Genomic DNA, 20,462 nt, shown 5'->3' with positions numbered 1-20,462 from the left:
ACCGAAACGACAACGAAAACAGGAGGTTTTCGTGGCCATGATCGGCGGCCCGGGGCCGGTACTGATGCGGGGGATGGGTCCTGACGAGTCGGTGACCAAGCAGAAGATAAAGCCTGGCACGGCCAAGCGAATCCTCCCCTATACGAAACCGTATCGCTTCAACATAGGCGTTCTCCTGGTCGTCACCGTGCTCAACGCGGGCAACGTGGTGGCCACACCCCTTCTCTTCAAGTACCTCATCGACGACGGCATCGTCGAAGGCGACACCTCGGTGGTCGTGTGGATCGCCGTGATCGTCGCCGTCCTCGCCCTGCTGAGCACCGGCTTCGGATTCGCGGAGGCCTACTACTCGGGCAGGGTCAGCGAAGGGCTCATCTACGACCTGCGCACCAAGATCTTCGACCACGTGCAGCGGCAGCCGCTGGCGTTCTTCACCCGCGCCCAGACCGGGTCACTCGTCAGCCGCCTCAACACCGACGTCGTCGGCGCCCAACAGGCGGTCACGGCGCTGCTGTCCACCGTGGTCTCCGCCGGGCTGACCCTGCTCCTCGTCCTCGGCGCGATGTTCTACCTCTCCTGGGTGGTCACCCTGGTCTCCCTCGTGGTGATCCCGCTCTTCATCCTGCCGGGCCGGGTCGTCGGCCGCAGGCTTCAGCGGATCATGCGGGAGCACATGCAGGTCAACGCCGAGGTCGGCTCGTTCATGAACGAGCGCTTCAACGTGACCGGTGCCCTGCTGAGCAAGCTGTACGGCCGCCCCGCGACCGAGACGGGCATGTTCTCCCGACTGGCCCGCAAGGGACGCGACCTCGGGGTCCTGACCTCCGTCTACGGCAAGATGCTCTTCCTGACGATGACGCTCGTCGGCGCCATCGCCACCGCCCTCGTCTACGGCATCGGCGGCGCCCTCGTCATCGAGGGCACGTTCCAGATCGGCACGCTGGTGGCCCTCGCGACGCTGCTCACCCGGCTGATGGGCCCCATCAACCAGCTGTCGAGCGCGCAGACGAGCGTGCTGACCGCCCTCGTCAGCTTCGACCGGCTCTTCGAGATCCTCGACCTGAAGCCGCTGATCTCCGAGAAGCCGAACGCGGTGCCCCTGCCGGCCGCCGCGGCCACGGCCGCCGCCGACGGTGGCTCCAGGGCACCGGAGATCACCTTCGAGAACGTGTCGTTCCGCTACCCGAAGGCCGCGGACGTCTCACTCGCCTCGCTGGAGTCCATCGCGCTGCCCTCGCAGGAGCGCGCGCAGAACACCTGGACCCTGCGCGACCTGACGTTCACCGTGCCCGCGGGCAAACTCACCGCTCTGGTCGGCCCGTCGGGCGCCGGCAAGACCACCATCACCCACCTGGTGCCGCGCCTCTACGACCCCGTCGAGGGCGTCATCCGGATCGGCGGCCACGACATCCGCGACGTGACGCTGAAGTCGCTGAACGACACCGTCGGCATGGTCACCCAGGACGCGCACCTCTTCCACGCGACCATCCGCGACAACCTCACCTACGCGCGGCCCGACGCCACCGAGCAGGAACTGATCGACGCGTGCAAGGCCGCGCAGATCTGGGACCTGATCGAATCGCTGCCCAACGGCTTCGACACCGTCGTCGGCGACCGCGGCTACCGCTTCTCCGGCGGCGAGAAGCAGCGCGTGGCCATGGCGCGGCTGCTGCTCAAGGCCCCGCCCATCGTCGTGCTCGACGAGGCCACCGCGCACCTCGACTCGGAGTCCGAGGCGGCACTGCAACGGGCCCTGAAGACCGCGCTGAAGGGCCGCACCTCGCTGGTGATCGCGCACCGCCTGTCCACCATCAGGGACGCCGACCAGATCCTCGTCGTCGACAAGGGCCGCGTCCAGGAACGCGGCACCCACGAGGAACTGATGCAACTGGACGGCATGTACGCGGAGTTGTACCGCACCCAGTTCTCCCGCCAGCCCTCGAAGAACGGCGACGGGCCCGTGCCCGAGCCGGTCGGCGGCCCGCACGGCCCGGGGCCCGTCCTGACCGGTGGCCCCGGCGGCCCCGGCGGACCGATGCAGGGCGGCCCGCACGGAGCCTTCCCGGGCGGCCCGGGAGTCTTCCTGGCAGGCCCCGGCGGTCCTGGCGGTCCCGGTGGACCGGGCGGTCCGGGTGGCCCCGGCGGCCCGGGTGGACCGGGCGGTCCCGGCGGCCCACCGCCCCCGCGCCACGGCTGAGTTGAGCCCTGCCCCTCCCACGGCATCCGCGATGCGGCACACCGCATCGCGGATGCCGTTCCGTCACACCGGCCCGCACACGGGCACCCCGCCGGTACGCTGAACCGTGGCGGCGGGGTGTGACCAGTGTGTGACCCCCGCTCGGAGATCCTGGTCAGCCATGATCCATCGGGGGGTGGGGCTGTGAGGGTGCTGGTGGTAGAGGACCAGACCGAACTAGCGGATTCCGTGGCCAGAGTGCTGCGCCGCGAAGGAATGGCGGTCGACGTCGTCTACGACGGAGAGGGCGCGCTGGAGCGCGCCTCCGTCGTCGACTACGACGTCGTCGTCCTCGACCGCGACCTGCCCACCGTCCACGGCGACGAGGTGTGCGGCGCCCTGATGTCCGAACCCGCCCGCACGAGGGTCCTGATGCTCACGGCGTCCGGCACGATCGCGGACCGCGTGGAAGGCCTCAGCCTCGGCGCCGACGACTACCTCCCCAAACCCTTCGCGTACGCCGAACTGGTCGCCCGCATCCGGGCGGTGGCCCGCCGCGCCCAGCCGGCCGTACCGCCGGTCCTCGTCCACGGCGACCTGCGGCTCGACCCGGCCCAGCGGATCGCGACCCGGGCCGGGCAGCGGCTCTCGCTCACCCCCAAGGAGTTCGCGGTCCTCGAATACCTGATGGCGGCCCGCGGCCGCGTCGTCTCCGCCGAGGAACTCCTCGAACGGGTGTGGGACGAGGCGACCGACCCGTTCACCACGACGGTCAAGGCGACCATCAACAGGCTGCGGCCGAAGCTCGGTTCCCCACCGGTGATCGAGACCGTGCCCCGCGGCGGGTACCGGATCCGACGATGACCTGACGAAGCGGAGCGAGATGCCGATGCGTTCGCGAAGTGCGGCCCGCGCGGTCCTGTCCCGAGCCGGACTCCTCTCGCGCCTCATGCCCCGACGGGTCCGCATGCGGCTCACCCTGCTGTACGGCCTGCTGTTCGTCGTGTCCGGCGCCGTCCTGCTCACGATCACCTACCTGCTGGTCAACCGCCCCAACAGCACCGTGCTCGTCAGCCGCCGCGGCGGCTCCCGCTCACCCGGCGACGCCGGCGAGGCCGGCGTCCACATGTACTCCCGCGACCAGGTCCCCGGCTCCGTCGACAGCTTCGCCCACGCACAGCAGCAACAGGCGATGCGCCAGCACGACGCCGAGATGCAGCACCTGCTGACCCAGTCCGGCATAGCGCTGGCGATCATGGCGGTGATCGCCATAGGCCTCGGCTGGCTGGTCGCAGGCCGCGTACTGCGACCACTGCGCACCATCACCACCACCGTCCAGCGCATCTCCGCGCACAACGTCCACGAGCGCCTCGCCGTCGAAGGGCCGGGCGACGAGCTGAAGGACCTGGCCGACACCGTCGACGGCCTCCTCGGCCGGCTGGAGGCCGCACTCGACTCCCACAAACGCTTCGTCGCCAACGCCGCGCACGAACTGCGCACCCCCCTGACCGTCGAACACGCCCTCCTGGAGGAGTCCCTGATCGACCGCGAGGCCACCGTCGACTCCTTCCGCGCCAACTTCGAACGGCTGCTGACCCTCAGCGAACAGCAGGCCCGCCTCCTGGAGTCGCTGCTCACCCTCTCCGGCAGTGAGCGCGGCCTCGACCGCAGGGAACCGCTGGACCTGGCGGAGCTGACCGCCGACGTGGTCCTCGCGTCCCGGCCGGAGGCCGACCGGCGGGGGCTGCGCGTGGACCCGCACATCGAACCGGCGGCCACCTGGGGCGACGACGCGCTCGTCGAGCGTCTCGTCGCCAACCTCGTGGACAACGCCATGGGTTACAACGCGCCCGACGGCTGGGTGACGGTCGTGACCGGCGTCAGGAGCGGCCGCGCCTTCGTCCGCGTCTCCAACACCGGCCCGCAGATCCCGCCCGCCGGCGTGAGCCGCCTCTTCGAACCGTTCCAACGCCTCGGCCGGACCGCCGACAACGGACACCACGGCCTCGGCCTCTCCATCGTCCGCTCCATCGCGGCGGCCCACGACGCGACCCTGAGCGCGCACGCGCGGCCCCAGGGCGGCCTCGTCGTCGAAGTGGGCTTCCCGCTGCGGACACCGGCCCCACCGCTCCCGCACCAGGCACCGGTGGACCGGCCGGGAATGCCCACCGCGGACGGTCGCGCCCATTCCCCCCTGGGTCATAGCATTTAATTCTCCGTGCGAGGCCGCGCGCCTTTTCCTTTGCATGCCCGTCCGGCATGCCTGAGCGCGTACCCGTAACTCTGTCCAAGTGCGGAAAGTGAGCGGTTGGACGGCTCGTACGGCCTTGACAGGAATTGCTCGGCCAGGGGGAATGATGAACGGCAACGCTGCTCGTGCTCTGCCCCTCCTCGACGCCCAGGAGGGAATATGGCTGGCACAACGCGTGGCGGGCTCCCGCCGGTTGTACAGCGTCGGGCAGTACGTCGAGATATTCGGACCCGTCGACGAGAACTTATTCGAGCGCGTACTGCGGCAGTTGACGGACGAGACGGAAATCCTGCACGCGCGCTTCGAGGACGACGGCGCCGGCGGATCGCGGATGATCTTCTCTGATCCGGAGAGCGACACCTCGAAAAACGCCGAAGCAGACGCCGAAGCAAACGCAGCAGCGGGCGCAGGAGCGGGCGCAGTAGAGAGGGGCGCGGACACGGACCGCCCGCTCGCCGAATTCCTCGACCTCACCGCCGAGGACGACCCGATGACGGCCGCCGAAAGGTGGATGCGGGCGGAACTGAACCAGGAGATCACCGCCCACGCGGACCGCCCCTTCTCGTACGCCCTCTTCCGCCTCGCGCCCGACCACCACATCTGGTACCAGCGCTACGACCACCTCCTGATGGACGCCTACGGCTGCTCCCTGCTCGCCCGCCGCGCCGCCGACGTCTACACGGCGCTCCTCGACGGACGCCCCTTCGCCCCGGCGGACCACGCCCCCCTGCGTGAACTGATGGAGCAGGAGACCGCCCACCGCGCCTCCGGCCGGTACGAGGCCGACCGGCGGTACTGGCACGAGCGCTTCGCGGACCGCCCCGACCTGACCGGCGTCCCCGGCCACCGGACGACGACCGGCCCTGCCGACGCCGAAGGGCCAGAGGGACCGGACACAGTCCTGCGTGAGACGGGGCACCTGAGCCCACGCGCCGTCATGGCACTGCGCGCGGCGGCCACCCGCGCCGACGTGAGCTGGCCCCGCCTCGTCGTCGCGGCGGTCGCCGCCTTCGTGGGCAGGCTGAGCGGTTCCGACGAGGCGATCCTGAGCCTCCCGGTGGCCGGCCGCACGAGCGACCAGGCACGGCGCACCCCGTGCACCATGGCGAACATCCTGCCGCTCCGCCTCCCCGTGACCGCCGACACGAACCTCCTCGACCTCGCGCGGACGGCGGCGAGTGAGATCGGCGACCTCGTCGACCACCAGGACTTCCGGGGCGAGCGGCTGCGCCGCGAGCTCAACTGGCCCACCGGCGACCGCTGGTACTTCGGCCCGTACGTGAACGTCATGCCGATGGCCGGCGAAACCCTGTCCTTCGGAGGCCGACGGGCCGTCGTGCGCGACCTGTCCAGCCGCCGGGTCGAGGAGTTCGGCGTACTGGTGAGCGGCGCCTCCGCCGACCAGGGCATGGAGATCACCTTCGAGGCCAACGCGCAGACGTACGACCGCGCCTGGCTCCGCGGCAGCCACCTCTCCTTCCTGCACTTCCTGGAACAGCTGACGGCCGACCCGTCGCAGCGGGTGGGACACGTGCCGCTGATGGCCGAGCCCGCGCAAGGCGTGCTGCTCACCGCGTGGAACGCCACCGACCGCCCGACAGCGGCGGACACGGTGCCGAAGCTGCTGACCCGCCAGCTCGGCTGGGCGGGGGACGCGGTGGCGGTCGAGGACGCCGAAAGGTCCATCACCCACGGGCAGTTGGACGTGGCGGCGGGTCGCTTGGCCTCGTACTTGGCGGATGTGGGTGTGGGGCGTGGTGATCGTGTCGCGGTGGTGATGGAGCGGTCGGTCGACCTGGTGGTCGCTCTGCTGGCGGTGTGGCGTGCGGGGGCGGCGTATGTGCCGGTGGATGTGGAGTATCCGGCGGAGCGGGTGGCGTTCCTGCTGGAGGACTCGGCACCGGCGGCGGTCGTCTGCACGGGGGCGTACCGGGACGTGCTTCCTGCGGGTATGGGTGCGCACGTCGTGGTGGTGGACGACCCGGTGGTCCGTGCGGCTGTCGCGGGGTGCCATGCCGATGGTCCTCCGGTGTCGGTGGGTGCGGATGACGTGGCGTATGTGATGTATACGTCGGGGTCGTCGGGGGTGCCGAAGGGTGTGGCGGTGCCCCATGGCAGTGTCGCCGGGCTGGTGGGGGATTCGGGCTGGTCGGTGGGGCCTGGGGACGCGGTGTTGATGCATGCGCCGCATGCCTTTGATGTGTCGTTGTTCGAGGTGTGGGTTCCGCTGGCTGCGGGCGGCCGTGTGGTGATCGCGGAGCCGGGGGTCGTGGACGCGGGCCGAATTCGTGCCGCTGTTGCGGACGGGGTGTCCGTGCTGCATGTGACGGCGGGGATGTTCCGGGTGCTGGCGGAGGAGTCCCCGGAGTGCTTTGCCGGGTTGGGTGAGGTGTTGACCGGTGGGGATGTGGTGCCGGTCGGTGCGGTGGCGCGGGTGCGTGAGGTGTGCCCGGAGGTGGCGGTACGGCACCTGTATGGCCCGACTGAGATCACCCTCTGCGCGACATGGCATGTCCTGCCCGTGGGCGCGCCCGCCCGGCCCGTGCTGCCGATCGGCCGTCCGCTCGCCAACCGGCGGGTGTACGTCCTGGACGCGGCGCTGCAACCGGTCCCGCCCGGCGTGGTGGGGGAGTTGTACGTGGCGGGCTCCGGGTTGGCGGTCGGATATCTGAACCGGTCCGGCCTGACGGCGGAACGTTTCGTGGCGTGTCCGTTCGGCGCAGGGCGCATGTACCGCACGGGTGACCTGGCCCGCTGGTCCGCCGAGGGCGAGCTGCTGTTCGTGGGGCGCGCCGACGAGCAGGTGAAGGTGCGCGGGTTCCGGGTGGAACCGGGCGAGATCGAGTCGGTGCTCGCCGGATGCGCGGGGGTCGGGCAGGCCGTCGTGGTGGCCCGCCAGGACGGCGCCACAGCCGGCGACAAGCGGCTGATCGGTTACGTCGTGCCGGACGAACAGCAGCGGGAGCGGGGCGCCCTCGACCCCCGCGCGGTACGCGGTCACGTGGCGGACCACCTGCCGGAGTACATGGTCCCGGCCGCCGTCCTCGTCCTGGACGCGCTCCCGATCACCGTCAACGGCAAGCTCGACCGCGCCGCCCTCCCGTCCCCCGACTTCGCGGGAGCGGGCGCGGGCGCCGTCCGTGGTCCGGCGACTCCTGTGGAGGAGGTGCTGTGCGGCCTGTACGGCGAGGTCCTGGGCCTCGGACAGGTCGGGACCGACACGTCGTTCTTCGACCTGGGCGGGGATTCGCTGTCGGGCATGCGGTTGGTGGCGCGGGTGCGGGCGGTGCTGGACGTGGAGGTGGGCATCGGGGAGTTGTTCGGGGCGCCGACGGTGGCGGGCCTCGCCGGGCTGGTCGGTGAGCGTGCGGGTATGGCGGAGGAGCGGCTGGAGCTGCGGCTGGAGCTGCGGCCGTGGGTGCGCCCGGATGTGGTGCCGCTGTCGTTCGCGCAGCAGCGGATGTGGTTCCTGAACCGGCTCGAGGAGACGGTTCCGGGCGCGTCAGCGGCGTACAACCTGCCCTGGGCCGTACGGATGTCGGGCGTGCTGGACGTGGCCGCACTGGAGGCCGCGCTGGGTGATGTGGCCGACCGCCACGAGAGCCTGCGCACCGTCCTACCCGAGATGAACGGCGTACCCCAGCAGCGTGTCCTGGACGGCGAAGCGGGCCGGCCACCCCTGCTGACCTGCGAGTGCACCGAGCAGCACGTCGACGAGGTACTGGCGCAGCAGGCGGCACGAGGTTTCGACCTGCGCGCCGACCTGCCGTGGCGGGTGAGCCTGATAACCGTCGGTGCGGGTGAGTACGTGCTGTCGGTGGTGGCGCATCACGTGGCGGTGGACGGCTGGTCGATGGGTGTGCTGGCGCGTGACCTTGAGGTGGCGTATGCGGCACGGTGCGAGGGGCGGGCGCCGGGGTGGGATGCGTTGCCGGTGCAGTACGCGGATTACGCGTTGTGGCAGCGCGAGGTCTTGGGGGAGTTGAAGGACCCGGCGAGTGTGCTGAGTGGTCAACTGGCGTACTGGCGCGACGCGTTGCGGGGTGTCCCGCAGGAGTTGGTGCTGCCGGTGGACCGGGCGCGGCCTGCGGTGCCCTCGTTCCAGGGGCGGCTGGTGCCGGTGGCGGCGGATGCGTTCACGCACGGCCGGCTGGTGGAGGTGGCGGGGCAGGGCCGGGCGACGATGTTCATGGTCGTCCACGCGGCGGTGGCCCTGTTGCTGTCCCGCCTGGGCGCGGGCGACGACATCCCGCTGGGCACGCCGATCGCAGGCCGCGGGGACGCGGCGCTGGAGGAGCTGGCCGGGTTCTTCGTCAACACCCTCGTCCTGCGCACGGACGTGAGCGGGGACCCCACCTTCGCCGAGTTGCTTGAGCGCGTCCGGGCCGCTGACCTGGCGGCGTACGCGCATCAGGACGTCCCCTTCGAGCGCCTGGTCGAGGAGGTCAACCCGGCCCGTTCGGTATCCCGCAACCCGCTGTTCCAGGTGATGCTCGCCCTGGAGAACGTGCCCGAACCGCAGTGGCGGCTCCACGGCGTCGACGTGCGCTCGGCGTCGATGGTCTCTCCGGTCGCCCGCTTCGACCTCGAGGTGACCCTGACGGAAAGGCGCGACGAGCGCGGTGCGCCCGCGGGACTCGACGGCGAGATCCTCTACGCGACCGACCTCTTCGACGACCGCACCGCCCAGGCGCTGGCGGACCGGCTGGGCCGCGTCCTCGCACAGGTCGCCGCCGACCCCGACCTGCACCTCAGCGAGATCGACATCCTGACGCCCACCGAGCGCGCGCAGACCGTGGAGCGCTGGAACGACACGGCGTCCCCGGTCCCGGACGCATCGGTGCCGGACCTGTTCGCCGCACAGGCGCAGCGCACACCCGACGCCGTGGCGGTGCGGTGCGGCTCGGACGCCTTGTCCTATGGGGAGCTGGATGTGGCGGCGGGTCGCTTGGCCTCGTACTTGGCGGATGTGGGTGTGGGGCGTGGTGATCGTGTCGCGGTGGTGATGGAGCGGTCGGTCGACCTGGTGGTCGCTCTGCTGGCGGTGTGGCGTGCGGGGGCGGCGTATGTGCCGGTGGATGTGGAGTATCCGGCGGAGCGGGTGGCGTTCCTGTTGGAGGACTCGGCGCCGGTGGTGGTCGTGTGCACGGGGGCGTATCGGGAGCTGGTTCCTGCGGGTGCAGGGGCGCGGTTGGTGGTGGTGGACGATCCGGGGGTTTGTGCGGCTGTCGCTGATTGCCCGGCTGGCCGCTCTGTGGTGGGCGTCGGTGCGGATGACGTGGCGTATGTGATGTATACGTCGGGGTCGTCGGGGGTGCCGAAGGGTGTGGCGGTTCCGCACGGCAGTGTCACCGGGCTGGTGGGGGATTCGGGCTGGTCGGTGGGGCCTGGGGATGCGGTGTTGATGCATGCGCCGCATGCCTTTGATGTGTCGTTGTTCGAGGTGTGGGTGCCGCTGGTGGCCGGTGGCCAGGTGATGGTGGCTGGACCGGGTGTAGTGGACGCCGGTCGCATTCGTGCCGCTGTTGCGGACGGCGTGTCGGTATTGCATGTGACGGCGGGGATGTTCCGGGTGCTGGCGGAGGAGTCCCCGGAGTGTTTCGCCGGGTTGGGTGAGGTGTTGACCGGTGGCGACGTGGTGCCGGTCGGTGCGGTCGCGCGGGTGCGTGAGGTGTGCCCGGAGGTGGCCGTACGGCACCTGTACGGGCCCACCGAGATCACCCTCTGCGCGACGACACACCTGCTGCGGCCCGGGGACGAGACGGGTCGTACGCTCCCCATCGGCCGACCGCTCGCCAACCGGCAGGTGTACGTCCTGGACGCGGCGCTGCGACCGGTCCCGCCGGGCGTGACGGGCGAGCTCTACATCGCCGGGTCCGGCCTGGCACGCGGCTACCTGAACCGGTCCCGCCTGACGGCGGAACGTTTCGTGGCGTGCCCCTTCGGCGGTGACGGCGGCGGGCGGATGTACCGGACCGGCGACCTCGTTCGGTGGACGGCTGACGGCGAGCTGCTCTTCGTGGGGCGCGCCGACGAGCAGGTCAAGATCCGCGGGTTCCGGGTGGAGCCGGGCGAGATCGAGTCCGTGCTGGCAGGGCACGCGTCGGTCGGCCAGGCGGCGGTGGTGGCCCGCGAGGACCGCCCCGGCGACAAACGGCTGGTCGCCTACGTCGTGCCCGCCACACGGCGGAGCCTCGACCCTCGGGACATACGGGACTACGCGGCGCGGGCGCTGCCCGAATACATGGTCCCGGCCGCCGTTCTGCTCCTCGACGCCCTGCCGATCACGGCCAACGGCAAGCTCGACCGCGCCGCCCTCCCGGCACCGGACTTCACCGCCCGTGTCTCCCGGCGCGAGCCGCGCACGCAGACCGAGGAGATCCTGTGCGGCCTGTTCGCCGAGGTGCTCGGCCTGGAGTGGATCGGGATCGACGACGGCTTCTTCGACCTGGGCGGGGATTCGCTGTCGGGCATGCGGCTGGTGGCGCGGGTCCGTGCGGTGCTGGATGTCGAGGTGGGGATCGGGGAGTTGTTCGGGGCGCCGACGGTGGCGGGCCTCGCCGGGCTGATCGGTGGGCGCGCCGGCGTGGGCGAGGGGCGGCTGGAGCTGCGGCCGTGGGTGCGGCCGGACGTGGTGCCGCTGTCGTTCGCGCAGCAGCGGATGTGGTTCCTGAACCGGCTTGACGAGACGGTCCCGGGCGCCTCGTCCGCGTACAACTTGCCGCTCGCGCTACGGATTTCGGGCGTGCTGGACGTGGCCGCGCTGGAGGCCGCGCTGGGTGATGTGGCCGACCGCCACGAGAGCCTGCGCACCGTCCTGCCGGACGTCGACGGTGTTCCGCACCAGCAGGTGAGGCACGGTGACGCGGGGCGGCCGCCGCTGGCCGTGGTGCGGGTCGACGAGGCCGACCTCGACCGGACCCTCGCCGGGCAGCTGGCCACCGGCTTCGACCTGCGTACGGATCTGCCGTGGCGGGTGTGTCTGGTGGTCGTCGGTGCGGGTGAGTACGTGCTGTCGGTGGTGGCGCATCACGTGGCGGTGGACGGCTGGTCGATGGGTGTGCTGGCGCGTGATCTTGAGGTGGCGTATGCGGCGCGGTGCGAGGGTCGGGCGCCCGGCTGGGATGCGTTGCCGGTGCAGTACGCGGATTACGCGCTGTGGCAGCGCGAGGTGCTGGGGGAGTTGGACGACCCGGCGAGTGTGCTGAGTGGTCAACTGGCGTACTGGCGCGATGCGTTGCAGGGCATTCCGCAGGAGTTGGTGCTGCCGGTGGACCGGGCGCGACCCGCGGTGCCCTCGTTCCAGGGGCGGCTGGTGCCGGTGGCGGCGGATGCCTTCACGCACGGCCGGCTGGTGGAGGTGGCGGGGCAGGGCCGGGCGACGATGTTCATGGTGGTGCACGCGGCGGTGGCGCTGCTGCTCTCCCGCCTGGGCGCGGGCGATGACATCGCCGTGGGGACCCCGGCGGCCGGCCGCGGGGACGCGGCGCTGGAGGGGCTGGCCGGGTTCTTCGTCAATACGCTCGTCCTGCGCGCGGACGTGAGCGGGGACCCCACCTTCGCCGAGCTCCTTGAGCGCGTCCGGGCCGCTGACCTGGCGGCGTACGCACATCAGGACGTCCCCTTCGAGCGCCTGGTCGAAGAGCTGAACCCGACCCGCACGCTCTCCCGCAACCCGCTCTTCCAGGTGATGCTCGCCCTCCAGAACGCCCCCGAGGTCGCCTGGGAACTTCCGGGCGTCGACGTCCGGCCCGCACCACTGCCGCCCGAACTCTCCGCCCGCTTCGACCTGGCGGTCTCCATGGTCGAGCGGCGCGACGAGCGCGGCGCGCCCGCGGGACTCGACGGCGAGATCCTCTACGCGACCGACCTCTTCGACGAACACACGGCGCGGTCGCTCGCGGAGCGCCTCGCCCACGTGCTCGAACAGGTCGCGGCCGATCCGCGCCTCCGCCTCAGCGAGATCGACATCCTGACGCCCGCCGAACGCATCCGCGTCGTCGAGCACTGGAACGACACGGCGTCCCCGGTCCCGGACGCGTTGGCACCCGAGCAGTTCAACCGGCAGGTGGCGGCGTCGCCGGACGCGGTGGCGCTGGTGTCGGGCGTACGGCGGCTCACATACGGCGAGTTGGGCGGCCGGGTGAGCCGTCTTGCCCGGTATCTGATCGGCACCGGGGTGGGGCCGGAGGTGCGGGTGGCCGTGGTGGGTGAGCGGTCGGTGGAGCTGCTGGTGTCGCTGCTTGCCGTGTCGGCGGCGGGTGGCGTTTTTGTGCCGGTGGACGCGGGATATCCGGCGGAGCGGGTCGCGTACGTACTGGGTGACGCCGATCCGTCGGTGGCCGTGTGCACGGCGGCTTCGCGGGGTGTGGTGCCCGACGCGTTCGCGGGGCGGGTCGTGGTGGTGGACGACCCGGTGGTGGCGGGTGAGGTCGGGCGGCTTCCGGGTGGGCCGGTGCGGGACGCGGAGCGGTCGGTGCCGCTGACGGCCGCCCACGCCGCGTACGTCATCTACACCTCCGGCTCCACCGGCACCCCCAAAGGCGTCACCGTGTCGCACCACGGGCTGCGGAACCTCGTGGCGGAGAACGTGCGGCGGTACGCGATCGACCCCGACAGCCGCGTGCTGCAACTGGTCTCACCGAGCTTCGACGTGTCGCTCGCGGACATCTGGCCCACCCTGTGCGCGGGCGGCCGGCTCGTGCTCGCCCCGACACGCCTCGACATCTCCGGCGAGGAACTGGCCCGCCTGGTCCGCACCCGGCGCATCACCCACGCCGCGATCCCGCCCACCTTCCTCTCGCAGATGCCCCCGGAGGAACTGCCGGACCTCCGCCTGCTGATCACGGGCGGCGAGGCCATGCCCGCGGAGGTGCGACGGCGGTGGTCGAAGGGCCGCGCCATGTACAACCAGTACGGGGTCACCGAGTCGACGATCATCTCCACGGCCGGCCTGATCCGGCACGGCGCCCCCGACGGCGAAGGCCCGCCCCCGATCGGCGCTCCGGTCACCAACACCCAGGCGTACGTGCTGGACGCGTCCCTGCGCCCCGTGCCGGTGGGCGTGCCCGGGGAGCTGTACGTCGCGGGGGCCGGACTCGCCCGCGGCTACCTCGGACGGCCGGGACTCTCCGCCCAGCGCTTCGTGGCGAACCCCTTCGCACCGGACCCCTTCGCACCCGGGCGGCGGATGTACCGCACCGGCGACGTCGTCCGCTGGACCCACGACGGCCGGCTGGTCTTCGCGGGCCGCGCCGACGACCAGCTCAAGATCCGCGGGCACCGCGTCGAACCCGGCGAGATCGAGGCGGCCCTCGCGTCCTGCCCCGGCGTGCGCCACGCCGCGGTGACGATCAGGGAGGACCGGCCGGGCGAGCGCCGCCTCATCGGCTATGTCGCGGCCGACGGCCGGACGGTCGACGGCGGGACGGTCCGCGAGTACGTCGCCGGTGTGCTGCCGGAGTACATGGTGCCGACGGCGGTGCTGGTCCTGGACGCCCTGCCGCGCACCGCCCACGGGAAGGTCGACCGGGCCGCGCTGCCCGCCCCCGACTTCGCCGGGCGCGCCACGGGCCGGGAGCCGCGCACGGCGGCCGAGCGGATCCTGTGCGACCTCTTCGCCGACATGCTGGGACTCGACCGGGTGGGCGCCGAAAACAGCTTCTTCGAGCTGGGCGGCGACTCGATCAGCTCGATGCAGCTCGTGTCGCGGGCCCGCAGGGCGGGCCTCGTCGTGACGCCGCGGCAGGTCTTCGAGGAGAAGACCCCCGAACGCCTCGCGGAGGTGGCGGAGCCCGTCGGGGACGAGGCCGCGGCGGACGACACCGGTGTCGGCGAGGTGCCGTGGACTCCGGTGATGCGGGCCTTCGGAGAGAAGGTCGCGGGCCCCGGGTTCACCCAGTGGATGACGGTGGGCGCGCCGGCCGGCCTCGGCCTCGACATCCTCACGGCGGGCCTCGCCGCGCTCCTCGACACGCACGACATGCTGCGGGCCCGCACCGTGCCCGGCGAGCCCAAACTGATCGTCGGCGAGCCCGGCTCGGTCGACGCGGCCAAGCTGGTGTCGCGTGTCGACGCGACCGAGCTGGTGTCGCGCGTCGACGCGACGGCCACCTCGACGGGGCGGGGGAACGGGACGGCCGCCGAGACGCTGGACGCGACCGCGGGCAGGGCCGCACGGGAGGCGGCACGGCGGATCGACCCGGCGGCCGGGGAGATGGTGCGGGCCGTGTGGATCGACGCCGGCCCCGGACACACCGGGCGCCTGGTCCTCGTGGCCCACCACCTCGTGGTCGACGGCGTGTCCTGGCGGGTGCTGCTCCCCGACCTGCGGGCCGCGTGCGAGGCGGCGGCCGCGGGGCGCACGCCTCGACTCGACCCGGTGGGGACGTCGTTCCGCCGCTGGTCGCAACTGCTGGCCCAGGAGGCGACCGACGAGCAGCGCGTCGCCGAACTGCCGGACTGGCTGACCCTGCTGGGAGACGACCAACAACCCCTGACGCACCGCGCGTTGGACCCGGCCATCGACACCGCACGGACCTTGCGCCGCCGGTCGTGGACCGTCCCCTGCGAACAGGTGGAGACCCTGGTGAGCCGGACACCCGCCGCCTTCCACTGCGGACTGCACGAGGTGCTCCTCGCCACCCTGGCGGGCGCGGTGGCGCACTGGCGCCCCGACCGGGCGGCCGGGCTGCTGCTCGACATCGAACGGCACGGACGCGAACCCCTGAACGGCGCGGAGAGCACCGACCTGTTGCGGACCGTGGGCTGGTTCACGAGCGCCCACCCGGTGCGGCTCGACGTGACCGGCGCCGACCTGGACGCCGCTATGGCGGGCGGCCCGGCTGCCGGTACGTTGGTGAAGGCCGTCAAGGAGCAGGTGAGGGCGGTGCCCGGCGACGGACTCGGCTACGGCCTGCTGCGTCACCTCAACTCCCGGACGGCTCCGGTCCTCGAAGCCGCCCCGATGGCACAGATCGGCTTCAACTACCTCGGCCGGTTCGCCGCGGGAGCCGGGGCCGGGGCGGGGGCGGAGGCGCGGGAGGGCGCGGCGGCCCAGGCCGGACACGTCGGAGCCTGGCAGCAGGCGGGACCCGCGGCAGCCGGCGGCACCGACGGCACCGACACCCCCGCACCGCACGCCCTGGAAGGAATCGCGGCCGTCCGGGACACACCGGAAGGCCCCGAACTCACCGTCACGCTCAGCTGGCCGGGCCGGCTCCTGACCGAGGCCGACGCGGAACGTCTCGGCCGGACCTGGGTGCGCATGCTGACCGGCCTGGCCGCGCACACCGACGACCCCACCGCGGGCGGGCACACCCCGTCCGACTTCCACCTCCTCCGCCTGGAGCAGGACGAGGTCGACCAGTTCCAAGCGATAGCAGCGAACCTCGAGGGAGGTCTGTCCCGGTGAAGTCTCCAACCGCCGCGCACGGCTCGGCCCTGGCCGAAGTGTGGCCGCTGTCCCCGTTGCAGGAAGGGATGCTGTTCCACGCGGACTTCGACGACCGGGGCCCCGACGTCTACGCCGTCCAGTTCCTCCTGGACGTGACGGGACCGTTGGACGCCGGCCGCCTGCGCGCCTCGTGGGAGGCGCTGCTCGGCAGGCACGCGGCGCTGCGGGCCAGCTTCCACCGCAGAAAGTCCGGCGAGGCCGTGCAGCTCATCACCCGGACGGTGACACTGCCCTGGCGCGACGTCGACCTCTCGGGCCTCGCCGAACCCGACATCACCGACCAGGCGGAGAAACTCGCCGCACAGGAACGGGCCCAGCGTCTCGACCTGACGGTGCCCCCGCTGCTCCGCCTCCTCCTCGTACGACTCGGCGAGCGACGGCACCGCCTCGTCGTGACGTCCCACCACCTCCTGATGGACGGCTGGTCGATGCCGGTCCTCCTGAACGAGCTCTCCCAGGTGTACGAGGCGGGCGGCGACCCGTCCGTACTCGGGCGCGCGGCCTCCTACGGGGACTACCTGGCGTGGCTGGGACGCCAGGACAAGGAGGCCGCGCACGCCGCCTGGCGGGCCGAGCTCGCCGGGGCCGACGAACCGACGCTCGTGGCACCGGCGGACCCGAGCGGCGCCCTCGTCCTGCCGGAGGAGACCTCCCTGTGGCTCTCCGAGGAGGAGACACGGGCGCTGACGGAGGCGGGCCGCTCCCGCGGGCTCACGGTGAACACGCTGGTACAGGGCGCGTGGGCGCTCGTACTCGCCCGTCTCGCGGGCCGCACCGACGTCGTCTTCGGCGCGACCGTCGCGGGCCGCCCGACCGAACTGCCGGGCGCGGAGTCGATGATCGGCCTGCTCATCAACACGCTGCCGGTCCGCGTGCGCCTCGACGGCGCGCAGCCCGTCACGGAGATGCTCACCGCGTTGCAGGAGCGACAAGCCGCGCTACTTCCCCACCAGCACCTGGGCCTCGCCGAGATCCAGCGGCTCGCGGGGCCCGGAGCGGTCTTCGACACCCTCGTGGTCTACGAGAACTACCCCGCGCCACCCGCCCGGCCGACGACCGGCGACACGCCCGTCTTCTCCGCCTCCGCCGGCCACCAGGCCACCAACTACCCGGTGACGCTCGGCATCCTCACGACCGACCGCCTCCACCTGCGCGTGACGTCCCGACCGGACCTGATCGCCCGCGAGGACGCCGCCGAAATGGGCCGACGGCTCATACGGGTCCTTCAGCGCATCGTCGCCGACCCGTCGGCGCCGGTGGCCCACATCGACGTACTCGGCACCCGGGAGCGCGGACTGGTGGTGGACCGCTGGAACGACACGGCGGCCGCGATCCCGGACACGCCGGTGCCGGATCAGTTCGCCGCGCACGCGGTGCGCTCGCCGGAGGCGGTGGCGGTGCGGTGCGGCGGGGACGCCTTGTCGTACGGGGAGTTGGAGGCGCGGGCGAACCGTCTGGCGCGGTACCTGGTCGGGCTCGGGGTGGGTGCTGAGTCGCGGGTGGGGCTGTGTCTGCCGCGCGGGGTCGACATGGTGGTGGCGGAGCTCGCGGTGTGGAAGGCGGGTGGCGCGTTCGTCCCGCTGGACCCGGAGTATCCGGTGGAGCGGTTGTCGTTCATGGTGGCCGACAGTGGTGCGGCCGTCGTGCTGGGTGTCGCGGAGAGCCTGGCGGAGGTGACGCTCGGCGAGGCACGGGCGGTGCGGCTGGACGATCCGGAGGTCGCCCGGACGCTCGCCACAGGGGTGGCGGCTCCACTGGCCTTGCGCGTGGCGTGGGACCAACTGGCGTACGTCATCTACACGTCGGGTTCGACGGGCCGCCCCAAGGGCGTCGGGGTGGCGCATGGTGGCGTGGCGAATCTCGCGGTGGCGATGCGTCCGGTCCTCGGTGTGACCGAGGGGGCCACGGTCCTCCAGTTCGCGTCGTTCAGCTTCGACGCGGCGGTGCTGGATGTTGCGGTGACGCTGTCCGGCGGCGGCACGTTGGCGATCGCGTCGTCCGAGGAGCGTGCGGAGCCTTCGGCGCTGGCGGACATGGTCGAGTCGGCCGGGGTGGGCACGGCCAGCGTCGTGCCCTCCCTGCTGGGTGTGCTTGACCCGTCGGCGGTGCGGGGCGTACGCGACTGGGTCCTCGGCGCGGAGCTGCTGACCGGCGAACTGGCGAGCCGTTGGGCCGGTCAGGCGCGGGTGTGGAACACCTACGGCCCCACCGAAGCCACCGTGATGTCCACCGCCGGACCGGTGGACGCCACGACCGGCCCGTCCGACGCCCCACCCCCGATAGGCCGCCCGCTGGCGAACGTACGGACGTACGTCCTTGACGCGTTCCTGCGCCCGGTCCCGGTGGGCACGACGGGCGAGTTGTACGTCGCGGGACCGGGCGTCGCCCGGGGCTATGTGGGCCGCCCCGGCCCGACGGCGGAACGCTTCGTGGCCTGCCCCTTCGGGGACGCGGGGCGCATGTACCGCACCGGCGACCTGGCCCGCTGGACCGCCGACGGTCAGCTGTCGTTCGCCGGCCGGGCGGACGAGCAGGTGAAGATCCGTGGCTTCCGCGTCGAGCCGGGCGAGGTCGAGGCGGCGCTCGCGGCACACCCCGGCGTACGGCAGGCGGTGGTGATGGCGCGCGAGGACCGCCCCGGCGAGAAGCGCCTTGTCGGTTACGTCGTGCCCGATGGTCGGCAGGAGGTGGATCCGGAGCTGTTGCGGGCGTATGTGGGTGGGGTGTTGCCGGAGTACATGGTGCCGGTGGCGGTGGTGGTTCTGGACGCGTTGCCGTTGACGGTGAACGGGAAGGTGGACCGGGCGGCTCTGCCCGCCCCGGACTTCGGTGAGCGGGTGTCGGGGCGTGAGCCGGGCACGGAGGTGGAGCGGGTCCTGTGCGACCTGTTCGCCGAGGTGCTGGGGTTGGAGCGGGTCGGGGTCGAGGACGGGTTCTTCGAGCTCGGCGGTGACTCGATCAGCTCCATGCAGCTGGCCTCTCGGGCCCGCCGCGCCGGGCTCGTCATCACACCCCGCCAGGTGTTCGAGGAGAAGACTCCGGAACGGCTGGCGGCCGTGGTGCAGACACCGGGCGAGGCTCGCCCCGCGGCCGATGTCGGCGTGGGCGAGGTGCCCTGGACGCCGGTCATGCGGGCGCTGGGCGAGCGGGCCGCACGGCCGGGCTTCGCGCAGTGGATGGTGCTGGGGGTCCCGGCCGGGCTCGGCCTGGATGTCCTCGCGACGGGCCTGAACACTGTCCTGGACACGCACGACATGCTGCGGGCCCGGTCCGTTCCTGGTGCGGCGAAGCTGATCGTGGGTGAGCCGGGGTCGGTCGATGCCGGGTCTGTGGTCTCTCGTGTCGACGCGACGGGTGTCAGCCCGGACGCGTTGGAGGAGGTCGCGGGGCGGGCCGCGCAGGAGGCGGCGGGTCGGCTGGATCCGGCGTCCGGGGTGATGGTGCGGGCGGTATGGGTGGACGCGGGACCCGATCGCGTCGGTCAACTCGTCCTCGTAGCGCACCACTTGGTGGTGGATGGTGTGTCCTGGCGTGTGCTGGTCCCGGACCTGCGGGCCGCGTGCGAGGCGGTGGCCGAGGGGCGTGCGCCGAAGCTGGAGCCGGTCGGCACGTCGTTCCGCCGCTGGGCGCACCTGCTGGCGACGGAGGCTACCGAGGAGCGCCGGGTCGCGGAGCTGGATGAGTGGCTGGCGCTGCTCGGCGAGGACCGACCCGCCCTCGCGCGCCGGACGTTGGACTCGTACATCGACACCGTGGGCACGCTGCGCCACAAGGCGTGGTCCGTGCCGTCGGCGCAGGTCGCGACATTGCTGAGCGGCACGGCGACCGCGTTCCACTGCGGCGTCGACGACATCTTGCTGGCGGCTCTCGCCGGCGCCGTCACGCACTGGAAGCCCGAGGTGGCAGCGCCTGCGGCTGCCGGGTTCCTGGTGGACGTCGAGGGACACGGCCGTGAGCCGATCGGGGAAGCCGACCTGTCGCGCACGGTCGGCTGGTTCGCCAGCACCCACCCGGCCAGGGTGGACACGACCGGGATCGACCTCACTCAGGTCCTGGCGGGCGGGCCCGCGGCCGGGGCGCTGCTGAAGACGGTCAAGGAGCAGCTGCGCGCCGTCCCGGGCGACGGACTCGGCTACGAACTGCTCCGCCACCTCAACCCGGAAACAGCACCCCTGCTGCGCGCCCGCCCCGCCCCCGAAATCGGCTTCAACTACATGGGCCGCTTCACCGCCGACACGGCGCAACAGAGCCCCGGTACCTGGCAGTTGGCAGGCGAGACCGCCATCGGCGGCTCGACCGACCCGGACATGCCCCTTCAGCACCTGCTGGAGGCGGGCGCGCTGGTTCGGGACACGCCGGGTGGGCCGGAGCTGACGGTCACCCTGAGCTGGCCCGGCCACCTCGTGACGGACGCCGAGGCCGAAGGTATCGGCCGGACCTGGGTGGAGGTGCTGGGCGGCCTCGCCGCCCACACCGACGCTCCCGCCGCGGGCGGCCACACGCCCTCCGACTTCCCTCTCCTCGACCTCGCGCAGGACGAAGTCGACGAGTTCGAAGGCCACTGACCCAACCGACCCGAG

The 20,462-nt window shown here is 72.2% G+C and carries 5 protein-coding genes; all 5 read left to right on the top strand.

From position 1 onward, the window contains the following. Positions 1 to 37 precede the first annotated feature (37 nt). The 5 genes from ACZ4Z4_RS06685 (at position 38) to ACZ4Z4_RS06665 (ending at position 20,447) form a co-directional block, all read left to right on the top strand. Positions 38 to 2,197, top strand: coding sequence for an ABC transporter ATP-binding protein (locus tag ACZ4Z4_RS06685; RefSeq protein ID WP_468324160.1), 2,160 nt, complete (start codon positions 38 to 40; stop codon positions 2,195 to 2,197). Positions 2,198 to 2,380: 183 nt separating this feature from the next. Beyond that, positions 2,381 to 3,040 (top strand): response regulator transcription factor, encoded by a 660-nt coding sequence (locus ACZ4Z4_RS06680; protein ID WP_468323141.1) that lies wholly within the window; start codon positions 2,381 to 2,383, stop codon positions 3,038 to 3,040. Between the two features lie 25 nt (positions 3,041 to 3,065). Then, on the top strand, positions 3,066 to 4,388 hold the full coding sequence (locus ACZ4Z4_RS06675) for a sensor histidine kinase (protein WP_468323140.1): 1,323 nt from the start codon (positions 3,066 to 3,068) through the stop codon (positions 4,386 to 4,388). A 142-nt stretch (positions 4,389 to 4,530) separates the two neighbouring features. Next, on the top strand, positions 4,531 to 15,840 hold the full coding sequence (locus ACZ4Z4_RS06670) for an amino acid adenylation domain-containing protein (protein WP_468323137.1): 11,310 nt from the start codon (positions 4,531 to 4,533) through the stop codon (positions 15,838 to 15,840). After that, complete coding sequence (locus ACZ4Z4_RS06665; protein ID WP_468323134.1) at positions 15,837 to 20,447, top strand: amino acid adenylation domain-containing protein; 4,611 nt, start codon at positions 15,837 to 15,839, stop codon at positions 20,445 to 20,447. Before ACZ4Z4_RS06670 ends, ACZ4Z4_RS06665 begins: the two co-directional genes overlap by 4 nt. Positions 20,448 to 20,462 lie beyond the last annotated feature (15 nt).

The sequence above is a fragment of the Streptomyces sp. NPDC030245 genome (assembly GCF_055572995.1).
The sequence above is the reverse complement of the archived record's forward strand: the minus strand, read 5'-3'. Positions and strand labels throughout refer to the sequence as shown.